The sequence below is a fragment of the Demequina subtropica genome, from assembly GCF_000971235.1.
GTDB lineage: Bacteria > Actinomycetota > Actinomycetes > Actinomycetales > Demequinaceae > Demequina > Demequina subtropica.
Genome location: NZ_BBMB01000012.1, coordinates 97,857 through 115,108, shown reverse-complemented (window position 1 = coordinate 115,108; position 17,252 = coordinate 97,857). Strand labels below are relative to the sequence as shown.

Annotated in this window: 17 protein-coding genes; 6 read left to right on the top strand and 11 right to left on the bottom strand. The window is 71.0% G+C overall.

What is annotated here, in order from left to right; all coding sequences use genetic code 11:
• Positions 1 to 3,408, top strand: a complete 3,408-nt coding sequence (locus tag AOM06_RS11855; RefSeq protein ID WP_062306342.1) for a pyruvate carboxylase — start codon at positions 1 to 3, stop codon at positions 3,406 to 3,408.
• 82 nt (positions 3,409 to 3,490) lie between these two features.
• A complete protein-coding gene (locus AOM06_RS11850; RefSeq protein ID WP_062306338.1) occupies positions 3,491 to 3,988 on the top strand; it encodes a flavodoxin domain-containing protein in 498 nt (165 codons plus the stop codon).
• Positions 3,989 to 4,051: 63 nt separating this feature from the next.
• Here the strand turns inward: AOM06_RS11850 and AOM06_RS11845 are convergent, their stop codons facing one another.
• Entirely contained in the window at positions 4,052 to 4,408 is a 357-nt protein-coding gene (locus tag AOM06_RS11845) for a DUF4282 domain-containing protein (RefSeq protein ID WP_062306334.1), read from the bottom strand.
• Positions 4,409 to 4,587: 179 nt separating this feature from the next.
• On the opposite strand from AOM06_RS11845, the gene AOM06_RS11840 reads away from it, so the two are divergent.
• Both AOM06_RS11840 and AOM06_RS14810 read left to right on the top strand, forming a co-directional pair.
• The gene (locus tag AOM06_RS11840; protein WP_062306330.1) at positions 4,588 to 5,334 is read left to right on the top strand and encodes an aquaporin; all 747 of its coding nucleotides are present in this window, start codon (positions 4,588 to 4,590) and stop codon (positions 5,332 to 5,334) included.
• A 121-nt stretch (positions 5,335 to 5,455) separates the two neighbouring features.
• On the top strand, positions 5,456 to 5,608 hold the full coding sequence (locus tag AOM06_RS14810) for a hypothetical protein (protein WP_156163691.1): 153 nt from the start codon (positions 5,456 to 5,458) through the stop codon (positions 5,606 to 5,608).
• A gap of 20 nt (positions 5,609 to 5,628) precedes the next feature.
• Here AOM06_RS14810 and AOM06_RS11835 read toward each other — a convergent pair whose 3' ends face one another.
• From AOM06_RS11835 to AOM06_RS11825, 3 genes are all read right to left on the bottom strand, one after another.
• Entirely contained in the window at positions 5,629 to 6,042 is a 414-nt protein-coding gene (locus tag AOM06_RS11835; RefSeq protein WP_062306328.1) for a hypothetical protein, read from the bottom strand.
• Between the two features lie 78 nt (positions 6,043 to 6,120).
• A complete protein-coding gene (locus AOM06_RS11830) occupies positions 6,121 to 6,693 on the bottom strand; it encodes a putative periplasmic lipoprotein (protein ID WP_156163690.1) in 573 nt (190 codons plus the stop codon).
• A 20-nt stretch (positions 6,694 to 6,713) separates the two neighbouring features.
• Positions 6,714 to 7,415, bottom strand: coding sequence for a hypothetical protein (locus AOM06_RS11825; RefSeq protein ID WP_062306326.1), 702 nt, complete (start codon positions 7,413 to 7,415; stop codon positions 6,714 to 6,716).
• Positions 7,416 to 7,743: 328 nt separating this feature from the next.
• Here AOM06_RS11825 and AOM06_RS11820 point away from each other — a divergent pair, with 328 nt between their 5' ends.
• Positions 7,744 to 8,034 carry a hypothetical protein gene (locus AOM06_RS11820; RefSeq protein WP_228372944.1) on the top strand — a complete coding sequence of 97 codons (291 nt, stop codon included), beginning with the start codon at positions 7,744 to 7,746 and terminating at the stop codon, positions 8,032 to 8,034.
• A 119-nt stretch (positions 8,035 to 8,153) separates the two neighbouring features.
• Here AOM06_RS11820 and AOM06_RS11815 read toward each other — a convergent pair whose 3' ends face one another.
• A complete protein-coding gene (locus tag AOM06_RS11815; protein WP_062306324.1) occupies positions 8,154 to 9,467 on the bottom strand; it encodes an RICIN domain-containing protein in 1,314 nt (437 codons plus the stop codon).
• A 404-nt stretch (positions 9,468 to 9,871) separates the two neighbouring features.
• On the opposite strand from AOM06_RS11815, the gene AOM06_RS11810 reads away from it, so the two are divergent.
• Positions 9,872 to 10,204: an RNA polymerase-binding protein RbpA gene (locus AOM06_RS11810; protein WP_062306320.1), complete on the top strand. Its 333-nt coding sequence runs from the start codon at positions 9,872 to 9,874 to the stop codon at positions 10,202 to 10,204.
• 43 nt (positions 10,205 to 10,247) lie between these two features.
• Here AOM06_RS11810 and AOM06_RS11805 read toward each other — a convergent pair whose 3' ends face one another.
• Genes AOM06_RS11805 through tatA form a run of 6 tightly spaced genes read right to left on the bottom strand, consistent with a single transcriptional unit; the run spans position 10,248 to position 17,225 of the window.
• A complete protein-coding gene (locus AOM06_RS11805; protein WP_062306687.1) occupies positions 10,248 to 10,991 on the bottom strand; it encodes a polyprenol monophosphomannose synthase in 744 nt (247 codons plus the stop codon).
• Complete coding sequence (gene lnt, locus AOM06_RS11800) at positions 10,985 to 12,517, bottom strand: apolipoprotein N-acyltransferase (protein ID WP_062306316.1); 1,533 nt, start codon at positions 12,515 to 12,517, stop codon at positions 10,985 to 10,987. The genes AOM06_RS11805 and lnt overlap by 7 nt, the downstream gene beginning before the upstream one ends.
• A 28-nt stretch (positions 12,518 to 12,545) precedes the next feature.
• Positions 12,546 to 15,284 carry a DEAD/DEAH box helicase gene (locus AOM06_RS11795; RefSeq protein WP_062306312.1) on the bottom strand — a complete coding sequence of 913 codons (2,739 nt, stop codon included), beginning with the start codon at positions 15,282 to 15,284 and terminating at the stop codon, positions 12,546 to 12,548.
• A gap of 9 nt (positions 15,285 to 15,293) precedes the next feature.
• Positions 15,294 to 16,223, bottom strand: coding sequence for a diacylglycerol/lipid kinase family protein (locus AOM06_RS11790; protein ID WP_062306310.1), 930 nt, complete (start codon positions 16,221 to 16,223; stop codon positions 15,294 to 15,296).
• On the bottom strand, positions 16,220 to 16,957 hold the full coding sequence (gene tatC / locus AOM06_RS11785) for a twin-arginine translocase subunit TatC (protein WP_062306306.1): 738 nt from the start codon (positions 16,955 to 16,957) through the stop codon (positions 16,220 to 16,222). Before tatC ends, AOM06_RS11790 begins: the two co-directional genes overlap by 4 nt.
• A gap of 31 nt (positions 16,958 to 16,988) precedes the next feature.
• A complete protein-coding gene (gene tatA, locus AOM06_RS15180; RefSeq protein WP_062306303.1) occupies positions 16,989 to 17,225 on the bottom strand; it encodes a twin-arginine translocase TatA/TatE family subunit in 237 nt (78 codons plus the stop codon).
• Positions 17,226 to 17,252: the final 27 nt, after the last annotated feature.

Here is a 17,252-nt window from a genome sequence, read left to right as displayed (position 1 = left end):
ATGTTCGCCAAAGTCCTCGTGGCCAACCGTGCAGAGATCGCCGTCAGGGCGTTCCGCGCTGCAGTAGAGAACGGCGCCGGCACGGTCGCGGTGTTCCCCTACGAGGACCGGATGTCCGAGCACCGCGTCAAGGCGGACGAGTCCTACCAGATCGGCGAGGAGGGCCACCCGGTCAAGGCCTACCTCGACATCGAGGCGATCCTCGATGTGGCCAAGCAGGCCGGCGCCGACGCCGTCTACCCCGGCTACGGGTTCCTGTCGGAGAACGTCGAGTTCGCGCGCCGCTGCGCCGAGGAGGGCGTGACGTTCGTCGGGCCGCCCCCGGAGGTGCTCGCGAAGGCCGGCGACAAGGTCGCCGCGCTCAAGGCCGCGCGCGAGGCCGGCGTGCCGGTCCTCGACTCCTCGGAGCCGTCGCGTGACGTCGACTTCCTCGTCGGCGAGGCCGACCGCATCGGCTACCCGGTGTTCGTCAAGGCCGTCGCCGGCGGCGGCGGGCGCGGCATGCGCCGCGTCGAGCGCCGCGAGGACCTGGTCGAGATGCTGTCCGCGGCGATGCGCGAGGCGGAGAACGCGTTCGGCGACTCGACCGTGTTCCTCGAGCAGGCCGTGCTCGGCCCGCGCCACATCGAGGTGCAGATCCTGGCGGACGCCCAGGGCAACGTGGTGCACCTGTACGAGCGCGACTGCTCGCTCCAGCGCCGCCACCAGAAGGTCGTGGAGATCGCCCCGGCGCCCGCGCTGGACCCCGAGATCCGCGACGCCCTGTGCGCCGACGCGGTGAAGTTCGCGCAGAGCCTCGGCTACGTCAACGCGGGCACCGTCGAGTTCCTCCTCGCGACCGAGGGTGAGCGCGCCGGTCAGCACGTGTTCATCGAGATGAACCCCCGCATCCAGGTCGAGCACACGGTGACCGAGGAGGTCACCGGGATCGACCTGGTGAGCTCGCAGCTGCGGATCGCGGCGGGCGAGTCGCTCGAGGACATGCGGATCCGTCAGGAGGACATCCGCGTCAGCGGCTTCGCGATCCAGACGCGCATCACCACCGAGGACCCCGCGAACGGCTTCCTGCCCGACACCGGCCGCATCGTCGCCTACCGCTCGCCGGGTGGTGCGGGAATCCGCCTCGATGGCGCGACCGGTATGGCGGGCAACGTCATCACCGGCCACTTCGACTCGATGCTGGTCAAGCTCACGTGCCGCGGCCAGGACTTCGCGACCGCGTCGCGCCGCGCGCTTCGCGCGCTCGCCGAGTTCCGGATCCGCGGCGTCACGTCGAACATCCAGTTCCTGCGTGCGGTGCTGTCGCACCCCGACTTCCAGGCGGGCGGCGTCACCACAGCCTTCATCGAGCGCCACCCCGAGCTGCTCGATGTGGCCACCACGCCGGACCGCTCCACCAAGCTCCTCGCCTTCCTGGGCCACACCACGGTGAACCGCCCCAACGGCGAGCACGCCGAGGTCTTCGTGCGCCCTGCGGACAAGCTGCCCCAGCTCGACCTGGGCGCCGAGGCGCCCGCCGGTTCGCGTCAGCGGCTGCTCGAGCTCGGCCCCGAGGGCTTCGCCCGCGCGCTGCGCGAGCAGAGCGCGCTCGCGCTCACCGAGACGACGATGCGCGACGCGCACCAGTCGCTCCTCGCGACCCGCGTGCGCACGTACGACCTGCTCGCGGCGGCCGGCCACACCGCGCGGATGACCCCCGAGCTCCTGTCGGTCGAGTGCTGGGGCGGCGCGACGTACGACGTCGCCATGCGCTTCCTGTCGGAGGACCCGTGGCTGCGCCTCGAGGACCTGCGGGCGAAGATGCCGAACATCGCGCTCCAGATGCTGCTGCGCGGCCGCAACACCGTCGGCTACACGCCGTACCCGGACGAGGTCGCCGTCGCATTCGTCGAGGAGGCGGCAGCGACGGGCATCGACATCTTCCGCATCTTCGACGCGCTCAACGACGTCGAGCAGATGCGCCCCGCGATCGAGGCGGTGCGCGGCACCGGCACCGCCGTCGCCGAGGCGACGCTGTGCTACACGGGCAACATGATCTCGCCGCACGAGTCGCTCTACACGCTCGACTACTACCTGCGGCTCGCCGACCAGCTGGTCGACGCCGGCGCGCACATGCTCGCGATCAAGGACATGGCGGGCCTCCTGCGTCCCGCAGCGGCCTTCATGCTCGTGTCGGCGCTGCGCGAGCGCTTCGACCTGCCCGTCCACCTCCACACGCACGACACCGCGGGCGGCCAGATCGGCACCCTGCTCGCGGCCGCGGAGGCAGGGGTCGACGCCGTCGACGTCGCGAACGCCGCGATGTCGGGAACCACGTCGCAGCCGCCTATGTCCGCGCTGATCGCGGCCCTCGAGCACACCACGCGCGACACCGGCATCTCGCTGGCCGCGGCGCAGGACCTCGAGCCCTACTGGGAGTCCGTGCGCAAGCTGTACGCGCCCTTCGAGTCGGGCCTGCCCGGCCCGACCGGACGCGTCTACCACCACGAGATCCCGGGCGGTCAGCTCTCCAACCTGCGTCAGCAGGCGATCTCGCTGGGCCTCGCCGACAAGTTCGAGGCCATCGAGGACATGTACGCGGCCGCGAACCGGATCCTCGGCAACCTCGTCAAGGTGACGCCCTCGTCCAAGGTCGTCGGCGACCTCGCGCTCCACCTGGTCGCGAACGACGCGGACCCGGCCGACTTCGAGGAGAACCCCGACAAGTACGACCTCCCCGACTCGGTCATCGGCTTCCTCGCGGGCGAGCTCGGCGACCCGCCGGGCGGCTGGCCGGAGCCCTTCCGCACCAAGGCCCTGCAGGGTCGCAACGTGGAGCGGAAGATCGCGGAGCTGACGGACGAGGACCGCGAGCTTCTCGCCCAAGAGGGCGAGCCGCGTCGCCGACGTCTCAACCACCTGCTGTTCCCTGGGCCGGCGAAGGACTTCGACCAGGCGATCGACCAGTACGGCGACATCTCGGTGATCGACACGTTCCACTACCTGTACGGCCTCTCGGTCGGCTCGGGTGAGGAGGCCGTCATCGAGCTGCACCGGGGCGTCAAGATCATCGCGGCCATCGAGGCCGTCGGCGAGCCCGACTCGCACGGCGAGCGCACCGTGATCTTCAACTTCAACGGCTCGATCCGTCCGCTCCAGGTACGCGACCTGTCCGCGAAGGTCGATGTGGTGCAGCGCGAGAAGGCGGACCCGTCGCGGCCGGGGCACATCGCATCGCCGTTCACCGGGCTCGTGACCGCGCGGGTGTCCGAGGGCGACCAGGTGGAGGCGGGTCAGACCGTCGCCGTGATCGAGGCGATGAAGATGGAGTCGTCGATCACGACGTCGGTGTCCGGCACCGTCTCGCGCGTGGTCATCCCCACGTCGCAGTCCCTCGAGGGCGGCGACCTGGTGCTCGTGGTCGAATAGTCGAAGGGTCGGGGACCATCGTCCCGTCGGCTCGGCCCAGAGCCACGGGACGATGGTGCCGCAAACCCCGGAGGAGGTCACCATGAAGGTGCTGGTAGCAGTCGGTTCCAAGTACGGCGCGACGCGCGAGGTCGCGAAGCGGATCGCGGAGGAGATCGAGAGCCACGGCTTCGAGGTCGACCTCGAGGACGCGAGCGACGTCCAGGGCATCCACTACTACGAGGCTGTCGTGCTCGGCTCGGCCGTCTATGGCGGGCTGTGGCGTCGCGACGCGTCCTATCTGGTCAAGGAGCACCTCGACGAGCTCCGCGAGAAGGACGTGTGGCTGTTCTCGGTGGGCATGGAGACGGTCGTCGAGCCCGGGCAGCCTCTCGACGAGGCCGACGGCTTCGCCAAGGACATCGGCGCCCACGACCACGCGCGCTTCCCGGGCGCGCTCGACTGGGACAAGCTCAACGTCGGCGAGAAGGCGCTCATCAAGGTGCTCAACCCGCCCAAGGGCGACTTCCGCGACTTCACCGCGGTCCGCGATTGGGCGACCGGAGTCGCGACCCAGCTCGAGGGCATCGCGGCCGGCTGACAGGATCGCTCGCGCACGGGGCCGCCTCCCTTCCCGGGAGGCGGCCCCGACGCATGCGGGGCGCTACACCACGCCGTCCCGGCGTCCGTAGGCCCGCACCGTCTCGGCGATGAAGATCACCGCGGACAGGACCTCGAGGCCTACGCGGAACAGCGCCAGGGAGATGAGCGCGCCGATGGGTGCGACGATGAGCGCTCCGATCCCGGTGCCGACGTCCTGGGAGAAGGCGGCGATGATGACCACCAGCAGCATCAGCGCGTAGAACGCCGTCCCGAGGACGTAGATCACCTTGATCACGCTCGTCGTGGCGTAGCGGGTGAAGGAGAAGTCGAAGAGCGCCGCGAAGAACCCCCCGGCCGAGGGCGGCGGGGACGCAGGCGGCGTCGACGGGTACGGCGGCGGTGGAGTCTGGTCGGTCATGATCCCCCCTTGTGGGTGTCTGGATGCTGCACCGCCACGCCGTCGCGACGGCATTCCCCACGCTACGGCGCGCCCTCGTCCATGTCAGCAGGCAGGTGCGTCGCGGAGCCCCGGCAAGTCATCTCAATCGCGGTTGAGATGTATTTGACGCCGCGCGCACGGCACGCCAGGATGGCGCCGTGACCCGCACCGCGCACCCCTCCCTGTCCCGCCGCCTGCTGGCCGAGTCCGTCGGGACGGCCGCGCTCGTCGCGATCGTGGTGGGCTCGGGCATCGCCGCCGCGCAGCTGTCGCCCGAGGACGTCGGGCTCCAGCTGCTCGAGAACGCCATCGCCACCGCGTTCGGCCTCACGGTCCTGATCCTCGCGTTCGGCCCGATCTCGGGCGCGCACTTCAACCCGGTCGTCTCTCTCGTCGACTGGTGGGTGGGTCGCAGGCGGGGGAGAGGGCTGACCCTCCCGGAGGTCGGCGCGTACACCGCGGCACAGTGCGCGGGAGGCATCCTCGGCGCCCTGCTCGCGAACGTCATGTTCGAGGTCCCCACGGCGCTCGCGACGACGGACCGAGCCTCGGCGGCGCACCTGATCTCCGAGGTCGTCGCGACCATCGGGCTCGTCACGGTCATCCTCGCGCTCGCGCGTACGGGCAGGGGGGCGCTCGCCGCCCCCGCCGTCGGCGCCTACATCGGGGCCGCGTACTGGTTCACCAGCTCGACCTCGTTCGCCAATCCCGCGGTGACGCTCGGGCGCATGTTCTCCGACACCTTCGCCGGCATCGCGCCCGGGTCCGTCGCTCCGTTCATCGCGGCGCAGCTGGTGGGCGGCGCCCTCGGCGCGGCGTTGTCGCTCGCGCTCTACCCGGACGCGGGCGAGGCCGCCGACGACGTCATCGTCCCTGGTATTCAGGACGACGCACCGGAGGCCTGAGACACGCGTCACACGCGTTCGAGCGGCCGCTCCTGGGGCCATATGCTGGGGTCAGGTCCCCACCTGGCAGCGAGGCCGGTGCGATCCATCGACCCTCGCAGAACGACTCAACGGAGAGTTCATGTTCACCGTCACCCTGGCGTCCGCATCCACCCTCAGCGCCGCCGCAGGCTCCTTCGAGCCCGGCTTCTACCTCATGATCGCCCTCGTCCTCGCGGGGATCGGGGGAACCGTGACGGTGGCCATCCAGAACCATCACCGCAAGCACCGCTGACGCGGCGGCCTCCCTGGGGCTCAGGCCGGCGCGGTGCCCGCGAGCCTTCGGCTCAGCACCGCGTCGGCGACCGCGCGCACCATGCCGCAGGGATCGGCCGCGAGGCGCTCGAGCGTCGTGATGTCGAGGCGCGGGTGCCGCGCGACCGCGACCCGCACCTCCTCCGCAAGGTGCGACGCGAGGAGCCTCACGATCGCGACGGGCGCGGCCGGGTTCTCTCCGAGCATCTCGCACGTGGCCGCGTCGGCGAAGCGCACGGTCTCGAGCATCGCGCGGGGCGGCAGCGCCGGGTGGCGCACGGCCGCGTGGCGCACGCGGGCCTCCGGATCGGCCGCCAGCGTCGCCAGCAAGGCGGGTGACGCATCGGCCGCCGATGCGGCGAGCGCCCGCAGAGCGGCATCGGCGGGGGAGTCCTGATCGGTGTCGAGAGGCATGCCCAGAAGATAACGAATGTCCGCTTCCGCGCGCCAGGGACCAACGCACCAGGCACGCGATGCCGGAAAGGCCGTCGGCTAGGAGTCGCACTCCTCGAAGGAGGCTCGCGTCACGTCGACATGCAGCCGCGCGTGGCCCGCGTACTCGAGCGCCTCGTCGAGGTCCTCCGTCGCGAGCGTGAGCGTCGCCCAGCCGACGGTGCGCTGCGGATGCGAGGGGAGCGACGGGAACGTGTTGTTGCCCGGCGCCCACGCGTCGATCGCGGCGAGGGCCTCGTCCCACCGCTGCTGAGGCTGCTCCCAGGATCCGCCGAGCACGTCCCGCTCGACGCACGCGTTGAGCGCGGGCTCGACCGCGAGTCCGGGGGAGCCGTCCAACCCGGGCAGGAGGCCCTGCGCGGACTCGCCCCCGATGGCCCCGTCGCCGTCGGCGTCCCCGTACAGCGGGCCATCGGGCCCGACGACGAGGTTCCGGGCGGTCTCGGCGGCCCCCTGTGCTTCCTCGAGGGACGATGCGTCCGCCCAGTCGGCTACGGCCGCATCGAGCGCGTCGAGGCGCTCGGATACCTCCGGGCCGAGCTCCGACGCAGGCGTGCCCGCGCAGCCGGCGACGGTCAGGGCGGTCACGGCGACGAGGATGAGGCGGCGCATCGTCTCAGGGTAGCGAGCGCTCACGCCGCCGCGCGCAGGTGGTCCTCGACCGCCGTGAGGGCCCGCGTGAGCGCGGCCACCGCCGGGGCGGCCGCATCGTCGTGGATGCTGCGCCAGCGCGCCGCCACCTCGATCTGGAGGCCTGCGAGGTCGAGGTGGCGCTGGGCCAGGCTCGTGACGGTGTAGTGCGGGCTCGCATCGAAGGGGGAGTCGACCGCGATCTCGAACGGCGCGAGCTCGGCGCGGAGGATCTCCACCGCGGCCTCCTCGAGGGCGCCCGGTCGAGGCCCCGTGCCCAGGCAGAAGTCGGGTCCATGGTGGTCGCCCATGCCATGGATGTCGATGAGCATGCGCGCAGGATCGCCGAGCTCGCGCAGGTGACGGCTGAACTCGTCGTCGCGCTCGTCCCACGTCTCCCATTCGGATCGAGCGCCGGCCGAGACCACCGCGGACACGTGCGCGACCTCGCCGGCGAGCAGCGTGAGGGAGGCGGTGTGGAGGTCGGCCTGCTTCATCGCGCCCGCGCGGTAGTGGCGCGTGCCATGCGGCGCGGTCAGCACCACGCGGCTGCCGCGATCGATGAGCAGGGCCGAGTCCGTGCGGGGCGCCTGGGAGCGCGCGGTCTTGAACTGCGCATCGTGCTCCCGCCACCGGGACGCGAGGTCGACCACCTCCGCAGAGGCTCCATCGGGTCCCGCCAGGGCCTCGTCGAGTACCGTCATCGCCATCTCCTCCAGCCTTCTCAGGGTGGTGCGCGCGGGTGCGCCGGTGGGACCAGGATACCGCCGCATGCGACGTACCAGGCATAACGCCGGGATTGCGGCGTGGCGGCCGTGGGGGAGGGGCTCCCGCCCAGGCGTCGGACCGTTATGACATCCCTGGTAGATATGAGGGTGAACCCCACCACGGGGTGCTCCTCGAGCGATCCGCAGCCTCATGGGTTCGAGTGGGGTGCGCCTTCGCGTCGTGACACGGCGCGGAGTCCTGGTCCGTGTAGCGTTCACGCGTCCGGCCGCAGCGGGCCGTCATCCAACGCAGAGGGAGCCGTCGATGGGCAACGAAGCACCGACGACCGAGGAGCACGGCGACGCCGCGGCCGCCGCCAAGCCCGGCCGCATCGGCGGCGTGAGGGCGCCGAGCGTGGGACTCAACGCGCTGGTGCTCGGCATCATCGGGCTGTTCTTCTTCAACGTCCCGTTCGGGGTCATCGCGATCATCGTGGGCTATCGGGGCCGCACGGAGCGCGACTGGGAGCGATTCGCCCCGGGCAAGGCGCTGGCCGGGATGATCCTGGGCGCGATCGATATCGCGATCGGCATCGTCTGGGCGTCGATCGACTGACGCGGCGTCAACGCGGTTGTCAGGGATCGGTCGGGGAGCACCCCTTCCGGCGTCATCCGCACTCAGAATGACATAATGCGCATTATCGGCGTTGCGGGAAGACCTCCGCAGGTGGCGGCTCAGGCCCGCCAGTATCCGACGAGCTTCATCCCGGGAACCGGGTACGGCGACAGCCGTGCCGTGCTGAAGTATCCACGCGAACGGTTGTTCTGGTCATAAAGCCGACCGTTGACCCAGATGCCGACATGGCCCGGCTGACCCGCGCGGGTCGAGCGGAACACCAGGATGTCGCCGGTGCGCAGCCCGCGCGTACCTGACGTCGCGCGCCACGTGAGGCCGTGCTGCTTGAGCTCCGCCGCGCCGTCGCCGCCGCCCGGCACGTAGTCGCCGAGTCCGCTCACGGACAGGCCGTAGACGCGCGCCAGGTAGTCCTCGGTGAGCGAGCGGCAGATTCCGCGGTCGCTGCCGTCGGGTGCGGCGATCGAACGGCCGTACGTGTTGCGGTAGTACGTCGTCACCGACTTCGCATGCGTGCCAGCGATGCCGGTGCCGCTCAGCCCGAGGAGCTGGCCGGCCCGTCCGCACCGGTCGACCGTCAGCCGCGCGGTGCCGTTCGCCGGCACCGTCAGGCACAGGTTGCTGTTGGACCGCGGTCGCAGGGTCACATACTTCGAGGTTCCCACACGGCGCACGACCCATCGCTGCGACTGGCTGCCCGCCCATCGTCGCATGACGACCGCGGATCGGGCCGTCGACTTCGTCGTCGATCCGCCGACCGTGACGACCTGGTTAGGGTTGAACGCGGTGACGATGCGGTAGGTGCCGAATTCGTCGCGGATGAAGCGGAACTTCTGAGCCGTGCGGCTGCTGTTCGCGCGCTGCGTCCTCACCGCAGTCCCGTTGGTCGGGTTCTTGGTATGGATCGCGACGCGTGTCCCAGTGCGCTTGGACGTGATCCCCTGCCACGCGGTGGTGGTCACGGTGATATTCGATGACACCGACGTGCAGGACTTTGTGACGGACGAGTTGCTGCCCGTGTCGAGGTGCACGTCGGCCACGTAGTAGCCGTCGGTCGTGCGGTACCAGAGCCGGCTGAAGGCGCCCGGGATGTTCGCACTCCCCCGTCCGAACATGCTGCTGCCCTGCACGGAGCATGAGAGCGTCAGGGTGCGGCCCTTGCGGTAGGCGCCCTTCTGGGTCGCCCAGCTACGGGGCTGCGTCATGCGCGCCGCGTCCTCCATGACGACCGCGGTGCGGGCCGACGCTGTCCCGGTGGGCTGATGAGGCGATCCGCCCAGCTCGTACGCGGCGGTGCTCGGGGGCGCGAGCACCACGGTCAGGAGCGTCGCGAGCAGCGCGGCGAGAGCGAGCTGCAGGCCACGCGCGGCTGCGGGCGCGGGTCCCGTGCGGTGGGAGGCTTTCGGCGTCGGCATGCCGGCGAGATTAGGCGCGAAAACCCTTGGTGGATATCACCGTGATATCTACACCGCAAGTCGGTTTGCGGCACTTCAATAGCGTGACTTACCAGCGGTGTTAGAAGTTTATCGGGGCAATTTCAAGGTATTTTCAGAGGCGCGGTATGGCGCTTGTCACAACCCCTCAGAAATCACGCGCCGCTGCCCGCCCGCACGGCCGTGACGGCGGCGTGGATGATCTCACAATCCCTCAATTTCGGCACTCAGTGGCCACCCAATCGAGACCCCGGTCCGTTTCGGCCCGGTCATCCACCCGATCAGGCAGTTCGCCGCCGGTCCTCGCCGCGACGGCGGAACAACTGTGCAATAACGTTCGTTCTGTGCATGTGCAGGTGACCCCCACCTGCCGGAAGGAGGACGCCATGGCAGACCGCGCGCTTCGAGGCATGCGACTGGGCACCCAGTCCATGGAGTCGATCCACCACGCCGAGCTCGCCGAGCGCGTCGAGGTGCACTACGACTGTCCCAACGGGCACGTGCTCGCGATGCCCTTCTCCGTCGAGGCCGACGTCCCGCTCTCCTGGGAGTGCCACTGCGGAGCGCTCGCGCTCCTGCGCGACGGCGACCGGCCCGAGCAGAAGGACATCAAGCCGCAGCGCACCCACTGGGACATGCTGCTCGAGCGGCGCACCATCCCGGAGCTTGAGGAGCTGCTCGAGGAGCGGCTCGAGGTGCTCCGCGCCAGCCGCCGCTGAGCCGAGAACGTCACGAAGGGCCCGGTGATCGCCGGGCCCTTCGTCATGCCCGTCGGCGGAACAGCCCCGCGAGCTGCCGCAGACGATGCGCGGCGCCCCACACGGTGACCTTGACCAGGGCCTCGCGGATGATGGCGCCGGACATCTTCGACTGCCCGGCCTCGCGCTCCACGAACGTGATGGGCACCTCGACGACGCTCGCACCCGCCCGCAGCGCTCGCCACGCCATGTCGACCTGGAAGCAGTACCCCTGAGACTCGACGTCCGCGAGACCGAGCCCGCGCAGCAGGTCGGCGCGGTAGACCCGGAAGCCGGCCGTCGCATCGTGCACGGAGATGCCGAGCGCAAGGCGCACGTACGTGTTCGCCCCGACCGACAGCACCCGACGATGCCAGGGCCAGTTCACCACGCTGCCGCCGGGGACCCACCGCGAGCCGATCACCAGGTCCGCACTGCCGCATCGCTCGAGCAGGGCAGGCAGGTCGACGGCTCGGTGGGAGCCGTCCGCGTCCATCTCGCACAGCGCCGGGTACCCGCGCTCGAGGCCCCACGCGAAGCCCGCGAGGTACGCGGCGCCCAGGCCGTTCTTCGCGGCGCGGAGGAGCACGTGCACCCGCGGGTCGGCGAGAGAGCGCTGCTGCGCCCACTCCCCCGTGCCGTCCGGCGAGCCGTCGTCGACCACCAGGACGTCGACGTCGGGGGCCGCGGCGAGCACCGCGTCCAGCTGCCGGGGCAGCGACTCGCGCTCGTTGTACGTGGGGATGATGACGAGGGCCGCGGTCACCAGTCGTACCTCCTTGCGATGCGGCTGCGCACGGCGAGGCCGACGATCAGGACGGGGAGCAGCAGGAACGCCCACCCGATGAACCAGCCGGCATGCACGGCGGGGGTCACCTCGGTGCGCAGCCCGACGCGGGCGATCATGTGCTCCGCCTCGAAGAGCTCCGTGGACTCGACCACGTGCCCGCTCGGATCCACCACGGCGCTCACGCCGACCGTCGAGATCTGCACGGCCCAGCGGCCCGACTCGATCGCGCGCATGCGCGTCATCTGGAGCTGCTGGGTGCTCTCGGCGGTGCGCCCGAACGTCGCGTTGTTGGTCGGCACGACGAGCAGCTCGGCTCCCGCGGCGACGGCCTCGCGCACGATCGAGTCGTACGCGACCTCGAAGCAGATCGGGGTCGCGATGCGCACCGACCTCTCGAGCGACTCGATGGGCACCTCGACGGTGGCGACGCCCACGCCAGCGAGCATGTCCGTGACCTGGTCCACGATGGGCGCGACCTGGCGCGCGATCGATCTCAGCGGGATGTACTCCGCGAACGGCGCCGGCCGCTGCTTCGAGTAGGTGTCGACCAGCGCTCCGGCTGCATCGAACGCGAGCATGGTGTTGTAGCGCCCCTCGACGGGCGTGTAGTCGACCGTCCCGAGCAGCAGGGGCGCGCGGGTCGCCCCGATCGACTCCTGCACCGCCTCCATGGTCTCGGCGTCGACGCGCGGATCGATGTCCGCGGCGTTCTCGGGCCACACCACCAGGTCGACCGGGTCGGACGCGGCGTCCGCGGCGAGCCGCAGGGTCTCGGCGAGATGGTTCTGCGTGACCTCGCGCGCCTGCGAGAAGGAGTCGAGACCGCGGTCCGGGACGTTGCCCTGCACCGCACCCACGCGCATCGTCCCGGCCTGGGCCTGGCTGTCGAGCGGGACCAGGTAACCCGCAGCGAGGATGGCGAGCGCGAGCACCGGCGCGGATGCCGCCGTCACCACGTGACGCGTGCGCGCCGACTCCCAGGCGAGCCCCAGCAGCGCGCCCGCGAGCACCACGGCGAACGAGACGAGCGGCACGCCGCCGAGCCACGCGAGCCTGGCCACCGGCGCGTCGACGAGCGCGTAGCCGATGCGCCCCCAGGGGAAGCCTCCGAACGGCACCATGCCCCGCAGCTGCTCCACGCCCACCCAGATGAGCGCGAAGGTCGGCGCGGCCGCCCACCGGTGCCCGTCGAGCATCCCGGAGCGGCGCACGTGGGCCCATCCGATGCCGAGCAGGCCCCACGCGAGACCCTCCGCGACGCTGAGCGCGATCCACGGGATCGGTCCCACCGCGTAGTCCGCCCACCACAGGTGAGGCAGCATGAACGCGAGGCCGTACGCCCAGCCGATGGCCAGCGCGCTCCACGCCGCGGCGCGCTCGAGCGCCCACCACAGCACCGCGACCGACACCGGGGCGAGGTACCACCAGGACGTGTCGGGGAACGCGAGGTTGAGACCGGCTCCCGCGGCGATCGCCAGCAGGAGGTTCCTCAGTCCGGTCAGCACCTGCCAAGCCTAAGGGTGCCGGGTGGCATCAATACGCCACCACTCCCCTGCGCATCGCCTTGATCGCGCTCACGGCCGCGGCCCGGACGTGGGCGCTCGGGGCGACATCGGCGATCTGGTCGAGCGCGTCGATCACCTGCTTGCACCACCTCACCATGTCGCCGGGCGCGAGCTCCTGACCGCGCAGCACCGCGTCGAGCCCCTTGCCCTGCGCCCAGCCGTGGATGGGACCCACGATCCCCCAGTGCGGCGCGGGCAGGTCCGGCAGGCCCCTCTCGCGCTGCATGTCGTCGATCTTCGACCACAGCCGCACGGTGTCCTTGAGCGCCGTTCCCAGCACGCCCGAGGGGCCGCCCGGCACGTGCGGTGCGCGTGCCTCGTCCTCGCGTCGGCCCTGGTACAGGAGCGTCGAGACGGCGGCGGCGAGCGCGGGCGGGTGAAGCCCCTCCCATGCCCCGGTCCGGAGCGCCTCGGCGATCACGATGTCGTTCTCCGCGTAGAGGCGTCGCATCATCTCGCCCGCGCTCGTCGGCACGGGCCGGCCGTCGACCTCCTCGACGTACCCGAGCGCGGTGAGGATCGCGAGCCGGCGGTCGAAGACCTTCGCGATCGAGCCGGTCGCGCGCTGGATCTCGCCGACCACGCGGTCCTTGTCCCGCATCGTCCGGTGGTAGCGCTCGGCCCACCGGGCGTGCGCCTCCCGGTCGGGGCACTGGTGGCACGGGTGCTCGCGCATGCGGCGCCGCACCTCGAGCTCCGCGGCCTCGTTCGTGGCGGCCTCGGGGTTGCGCTGCCGCGTGCGCCGCAGCTCGAAGCCGCCCCGCGCATCGTCCATCACCTGGGCGAGCTCGCGCCGGCTGCGCGCGTTGCGCGCGTCGAACCGCCGCGGGACCTTGACCGCGCCCACGGTCTCGAGCCCGTGGTGGAGCTCGGACACCGCGAGCCGATGCACGCGCGCGTGCTCGGTGACCACCAGCGGACGCGGCGCGACGGGGTTGTCGTCGGGCTGCACCACCGTCGCGAGGCCCGCCCGGCGGCCACCTCCGACACGCACCACGTCGCCCATGCGCAGCGCCGCGAGGGACGATGCGGTGGCCTCCTGGCGCGCGCGAGTGGTCGCCTTCGCGGCCTGCTTCTGGAGGCGGTTCAGCCGCTCGCGCAACGCGGCGTACTCCATGAAGTCGCCACGGTCGCACTCGGCCGCCTTGGCGTAGCCCGCGAGCGTCGACTCGAGCTCGCGCGCCTTGCGCGCCTTGCCGACCACGGACTGATCGGCCTGGTACTGGGCGAAAGACATCTCCAGGACCTCACGCGCGCGCTCGAGACCCAGCTGCGACAGCAGGTTGATCGCCATGTTGTACGTGGGCTGGAACGAGCTGATGAGCGGGTAGGTCCGCCTCGACGCGAGGCGGCCCAGCTGGGTCGCGTCGAAGCCGGGGTGCTCGACCACCACCGCGTGGCCCTCGACATCGATGCCGCGACGCCCCGCGCGACCGGTGAGCTGCGTGTACTCCCCCGCCGTGAGGTCCTTGTGGCCCTGACCGTCCCACTTCACGAGCTTCTCGAGCACCACGGAGCGCGCGGGCATGTTGATGCCCAGGGCAAGGGTCTCGGTCGCGTAGACCACCTTGATGAGGCCGGCGGCGAAGAGCTCCTCGACCACCTCCTTGAACAGCGGGATCATGCCCGCGTGGTGGGCCGCGATGCCGGCCTCGAGCCTGTCGCGCCAGTGCGCGTAGCCGAGCGCGCCCAGGTCCTCGGTGGGGATCGAGGCGCAGCGCTGCTCGACGATGTGCGCGATCTCGCGCCGCTCGGCCTCGGTGGTGAGCACCATGCCGGCCGCGCGTACCTGGTCCGCGGCGTCCTCGCAGCCCGCGCGCGAGAAGATGAAGACGATCGCGGGGAGCAGCGCCTGCTGGTCGAGCACGTCGACCACCGCGAAGCGCGGCGGCGCGCGGCGGCCCTCGGGACGCCTGCCGCCCCGGGTCGGGCGGCCGGAGCTGCGGCCGGGGCCCTCGTGGCGCGAGCGCTTGGCGATCGCCTCGAGCTCGGGGTTGAGCCGCGGCGTCAGCCCCGGCTCCTGCGGGTCGACGCCCGGTGCGTAGAGGTCGAAGATCCCCTCGCGCACCAGCACATGGGGCCACAGCGGCACCGGACGATGCTCCGAGACCACCACGCGGGTGTCGCCGCGGACCTCGCGCAGCCAAGCGCCGAACTCCTCGGCGTTGGACACGGTCGCGGACAGCGCGATGATCGACGTCCGCTCGGGGAGGTGGATGATCACCTCCTCCCACACCGAGCCGCGGAAGCGGTCCGCGAGGTAGTGGACCTCGTCGAGCACCACCACGCCGAGGCGGTCGATGGTGCTCGAGCCCGCGTAGATCATGTTGCGGAGCACCTCGGTGGTCATCACGATGATGTCCGCGTCGGGGTTGATGGTGGTGTCGCCGGTGAGGAGCCCGACGTTCTCGTCTCCGTAGGCCCGCTGAAGGTCGTGGAACTTCTGGTTCGACAGCGCCTTGATGGGGGTGGTGTAGAAGGCCTTCTCGCCGTTGCGGAACGCGTGCCGGACGGCGTACTCCCCGACGAGCGTCTTGCCGGCGCCGGTGGGCGCGGCGACCAGCACGCTGTGCCCGTCCGCGACCGCCTGGGACGCCTCGCGCTGGAAGGGGTCGAGCGGGAAGGACAGCGCCTCCTCGAACTCGACGAGGTCGGCGTGACGCGTGCGGGCACGCGCCGCCGCGTAGCGCTCGGCGGGGGTGGTCATGCCGTCAGGCTACTGTGCGAGCCCGCCCAGGACGGTGACCGCGCCGGGCACCGCGGTGATGGTGAGCGGGGTCGCGCCGACCAGCTCGCCGTCGGCGAAGGCGGGCGGGAGCGCGGCGCCCGAGGAGTCGGGCACGATGGTCACCGAGTCGACCTGCTGGATGGTCACCAGCGGGTCCGTCGAGTGGCTGCCGTCCTTGAGCTTGGCGAACAGCCGCGCGATGTCACGCTTTCCCATCGCTTCGGCGGTCACCAGCTCGAGCCGACCGTCGCTCACGTGCGACTCGGGCGAGATCACGAGCCCGCCGCCGAAGATGCGCGCGTTGGCGACGGCCACGAGCGTGCACGTCTGCGTCCACTCGCGCCCGTCTGCCGTGATCCGCACCCCGTAGGGGCGGAAGCGCGGCACCTCCCGCATCGTCGCCACCTTGTACTTGAGCGGTCCACGCGGGAACGTGATCGCGCGGGCGTACGAGGCGACGGCCGCATCGAGGCCCGCCGACAGGACCGCGCCGAAGTAGCGGGGCCGGCACGGCTCCTCGATCGCGGCGCCGTCCGCCTTGCCCACATCGAGAGCGACCGTCGCGCCGCGCAGCCCCTCCTCGATGCGCGCGACCGACGCCGCGATGTCGTGGCGCGGGAGCCCCACGGCCGCCGCGATGTCGTCGCCCGAGCCCGCGGCGACGATGCCGAGCGGCAGCGAATGCTCGGCGCACACCTGGAGGCCCAGGTGCGCCATGCCGTCACCCCCGACCACCACCAGGGCGTCGAGCGCGTCACGATGCGCCATCGCGGCCTCGTACGACGCGGCCCACGAGCCACGCGACAGGTCGATCAGGTGATGCCCGCCCGCGGCGAGCGCGGCCTTGGCCTCGGCTCCTCGTCGAGCCCCACGTCCCGACCCCGATGTCGGATTCGTGATGATGCCGATGGTCCTCACGCGAGGCTGGCCTCCTTCTTCGACCGGCGGCGGTCCCGCAACAGGCATATGCCGACCGCGGTGAAGTACAGCAGCACCATCGGACCGGCCATGAAGAGCATCGTCACCGCGTCGGGCGTGGGGGTCAGCATCGCCGCGGCGACGAAGATGAGGAACACCGCCCAGCGCCATCCACGCAGCCAGGTCCTGCCCTTGACCAGCCCGGTCCAGGTGAGCATCACCATCACCACGGGGAACACGAACGCGAGGCCGAACGCGAGGATGAGTCTCATCGCGAAGGTCATGAAGAGCTGCGCGTCGAGGAAGTTCGCGGCGCCCTCAGGCGTGAATCCCGTGAGGACGCTGATCGCACGCGGGAACACGAGCCACCCGAACGCGACGCCGCCGAAGAACAGCGGCACGGCCGCGCCGAGGAACGCGAAGGTGTAGCGCTTCTCACGCCGGTGGAGACCCGGAGCGACGAAGGCCCACAGCTGATAGAGCCACCACGGGGCGCTCACCACGATGCCCAGCACGAGCGACATCTTGATCTGCATGTCGAGAGCCGTGGCGATGCCGGCGAAGTTCACCGTCACCATGGCGTCATCGCGTTCCGCGGCCGCCAGGACAGGCTTCTGCAACGCCTCGAACACCGGGGTGTACAGGTACCAGCCGATCACCATTCCCGTGGCGATGCCGGCGGCGGCCAGCACCACCCGCTTGCGGAACTCCCTCAGGTGATCGGCGAGGGGCATGCGTGCATCGGGGTTGCCCCGACGCGCGCTGCTACTTCTCGGCGTCACGCGGCTCGTCCGAGGACGAGTTCGCGGGCTTCTCGCTCGGGGTCTCCTTGGTGCCGTCGGCGGGCGCGTCGGCCTTCTCGTCGTCGCGCAGGCCCTTCGTCTCGTCCTTCAGGATCTTCATCGACTGCCCGAGGGAGCGCGCGAGCTGAGGCAGCTTCGGGGCGCCGAACAGCAGCAGGATGATGACGAGGACGATGATGAGCTCGTTGCGACCAGGCATGAGGCGATGTGCTCCTTCGAGGCGGTG

Bases quoted from the DNA above. Each gene is read 5' to 3' on its own strand.
- AOM06_RS11830 (WP_156163690.1), bottom strand. From the start codon at position 6,693: ATGCGCCGCCTCATCCTCGTCGCCGTGACCGCCCTGACCGTCGCCGGC.
- AOM06_RS11845 (WP_062306334.1), bottom strand. From the start codon at position 4,408: ATGACCGACCAGACTCCACCGCCGCCGTACCCGTCGACGCCGCCTGCG.
- tatA (WP_062306303.1), bottom strand. From the start codon at position 17,225: ATGCCTGGTCGCAACGAGCTCATCATCGTCCTCGTCATCATCCTGCTG.
- AOM06_RS11825 (WP_062306326.1), bottom strand. From the start codon at position 7,415: ATGACGGTACTCGACGAGGCCCTGGCGGGACCCGATGGAGCCTCTGCG.
- AOM06_RS11795 (WP_062306312.1), bottom strand. From the start codon at position 15,284: ATGACCACCCCCGCCGAGCGCTACGCGGCGGCGCGTGCCCGCACGCGT.
- AOM06_RS14810 (WP_156163691.1), top strand. From the start codon at position 5,456: ATGTTCACCGTCACCCTGGCGTCCGCATCCACCCTCAGCGCCGCCGCA.
- AOM06_RS11815 (WP_062306324.1), bottom strand. From the start codon at position 9,467: ATGCCGACGCCGAAAGCCTCCCACCGCACGGGACCCGCGCCCGCAGCC.
- AOM06_RS11810 (WP_062306320.1), top strand. From the start codon at position 9,872: ATGGCAGACCGCGCGCTTCGAGGCATGCGACTGGGCACCCAGTCCATG.
- AOM06_RS11835 (WP_062306328.1), bottom strand. From the start codon at position 6,042: ATGCCTCTCGACACCGATCAGGACTCCCCCGCCGATGCCGCTCTGCGG.
- AOM06_RS11820 (WP_228372944.1), top strand. From the start codon at position 7,744: ATGGGCAACGAAGCACCGACGACCGAGGAGCACGGCGACGCCGCGGCC.
- tatC (WP_062306306.1), bottom strand. From the start codon at position 16,957: ATGCCCCTCGCCGATCACCTGAGGGAGTTCCGCAAGCGGGTGGTGCTG.
- AOM06_RS11850 (WP_062306338.1), top strand. From the start codon at position 3,491: ATGAAGGTGCTGGTAGCAGTCGGTTCCAAGTACGGCGCGACGCGCGAG.
- AOM06_RS11855 (WP_062306342.1), top strand. From the start codon at position 1: ATGTTCGCCAAAGTCCTCGTGGCCAACCGTGCAGAGATCGCCGTCAGG.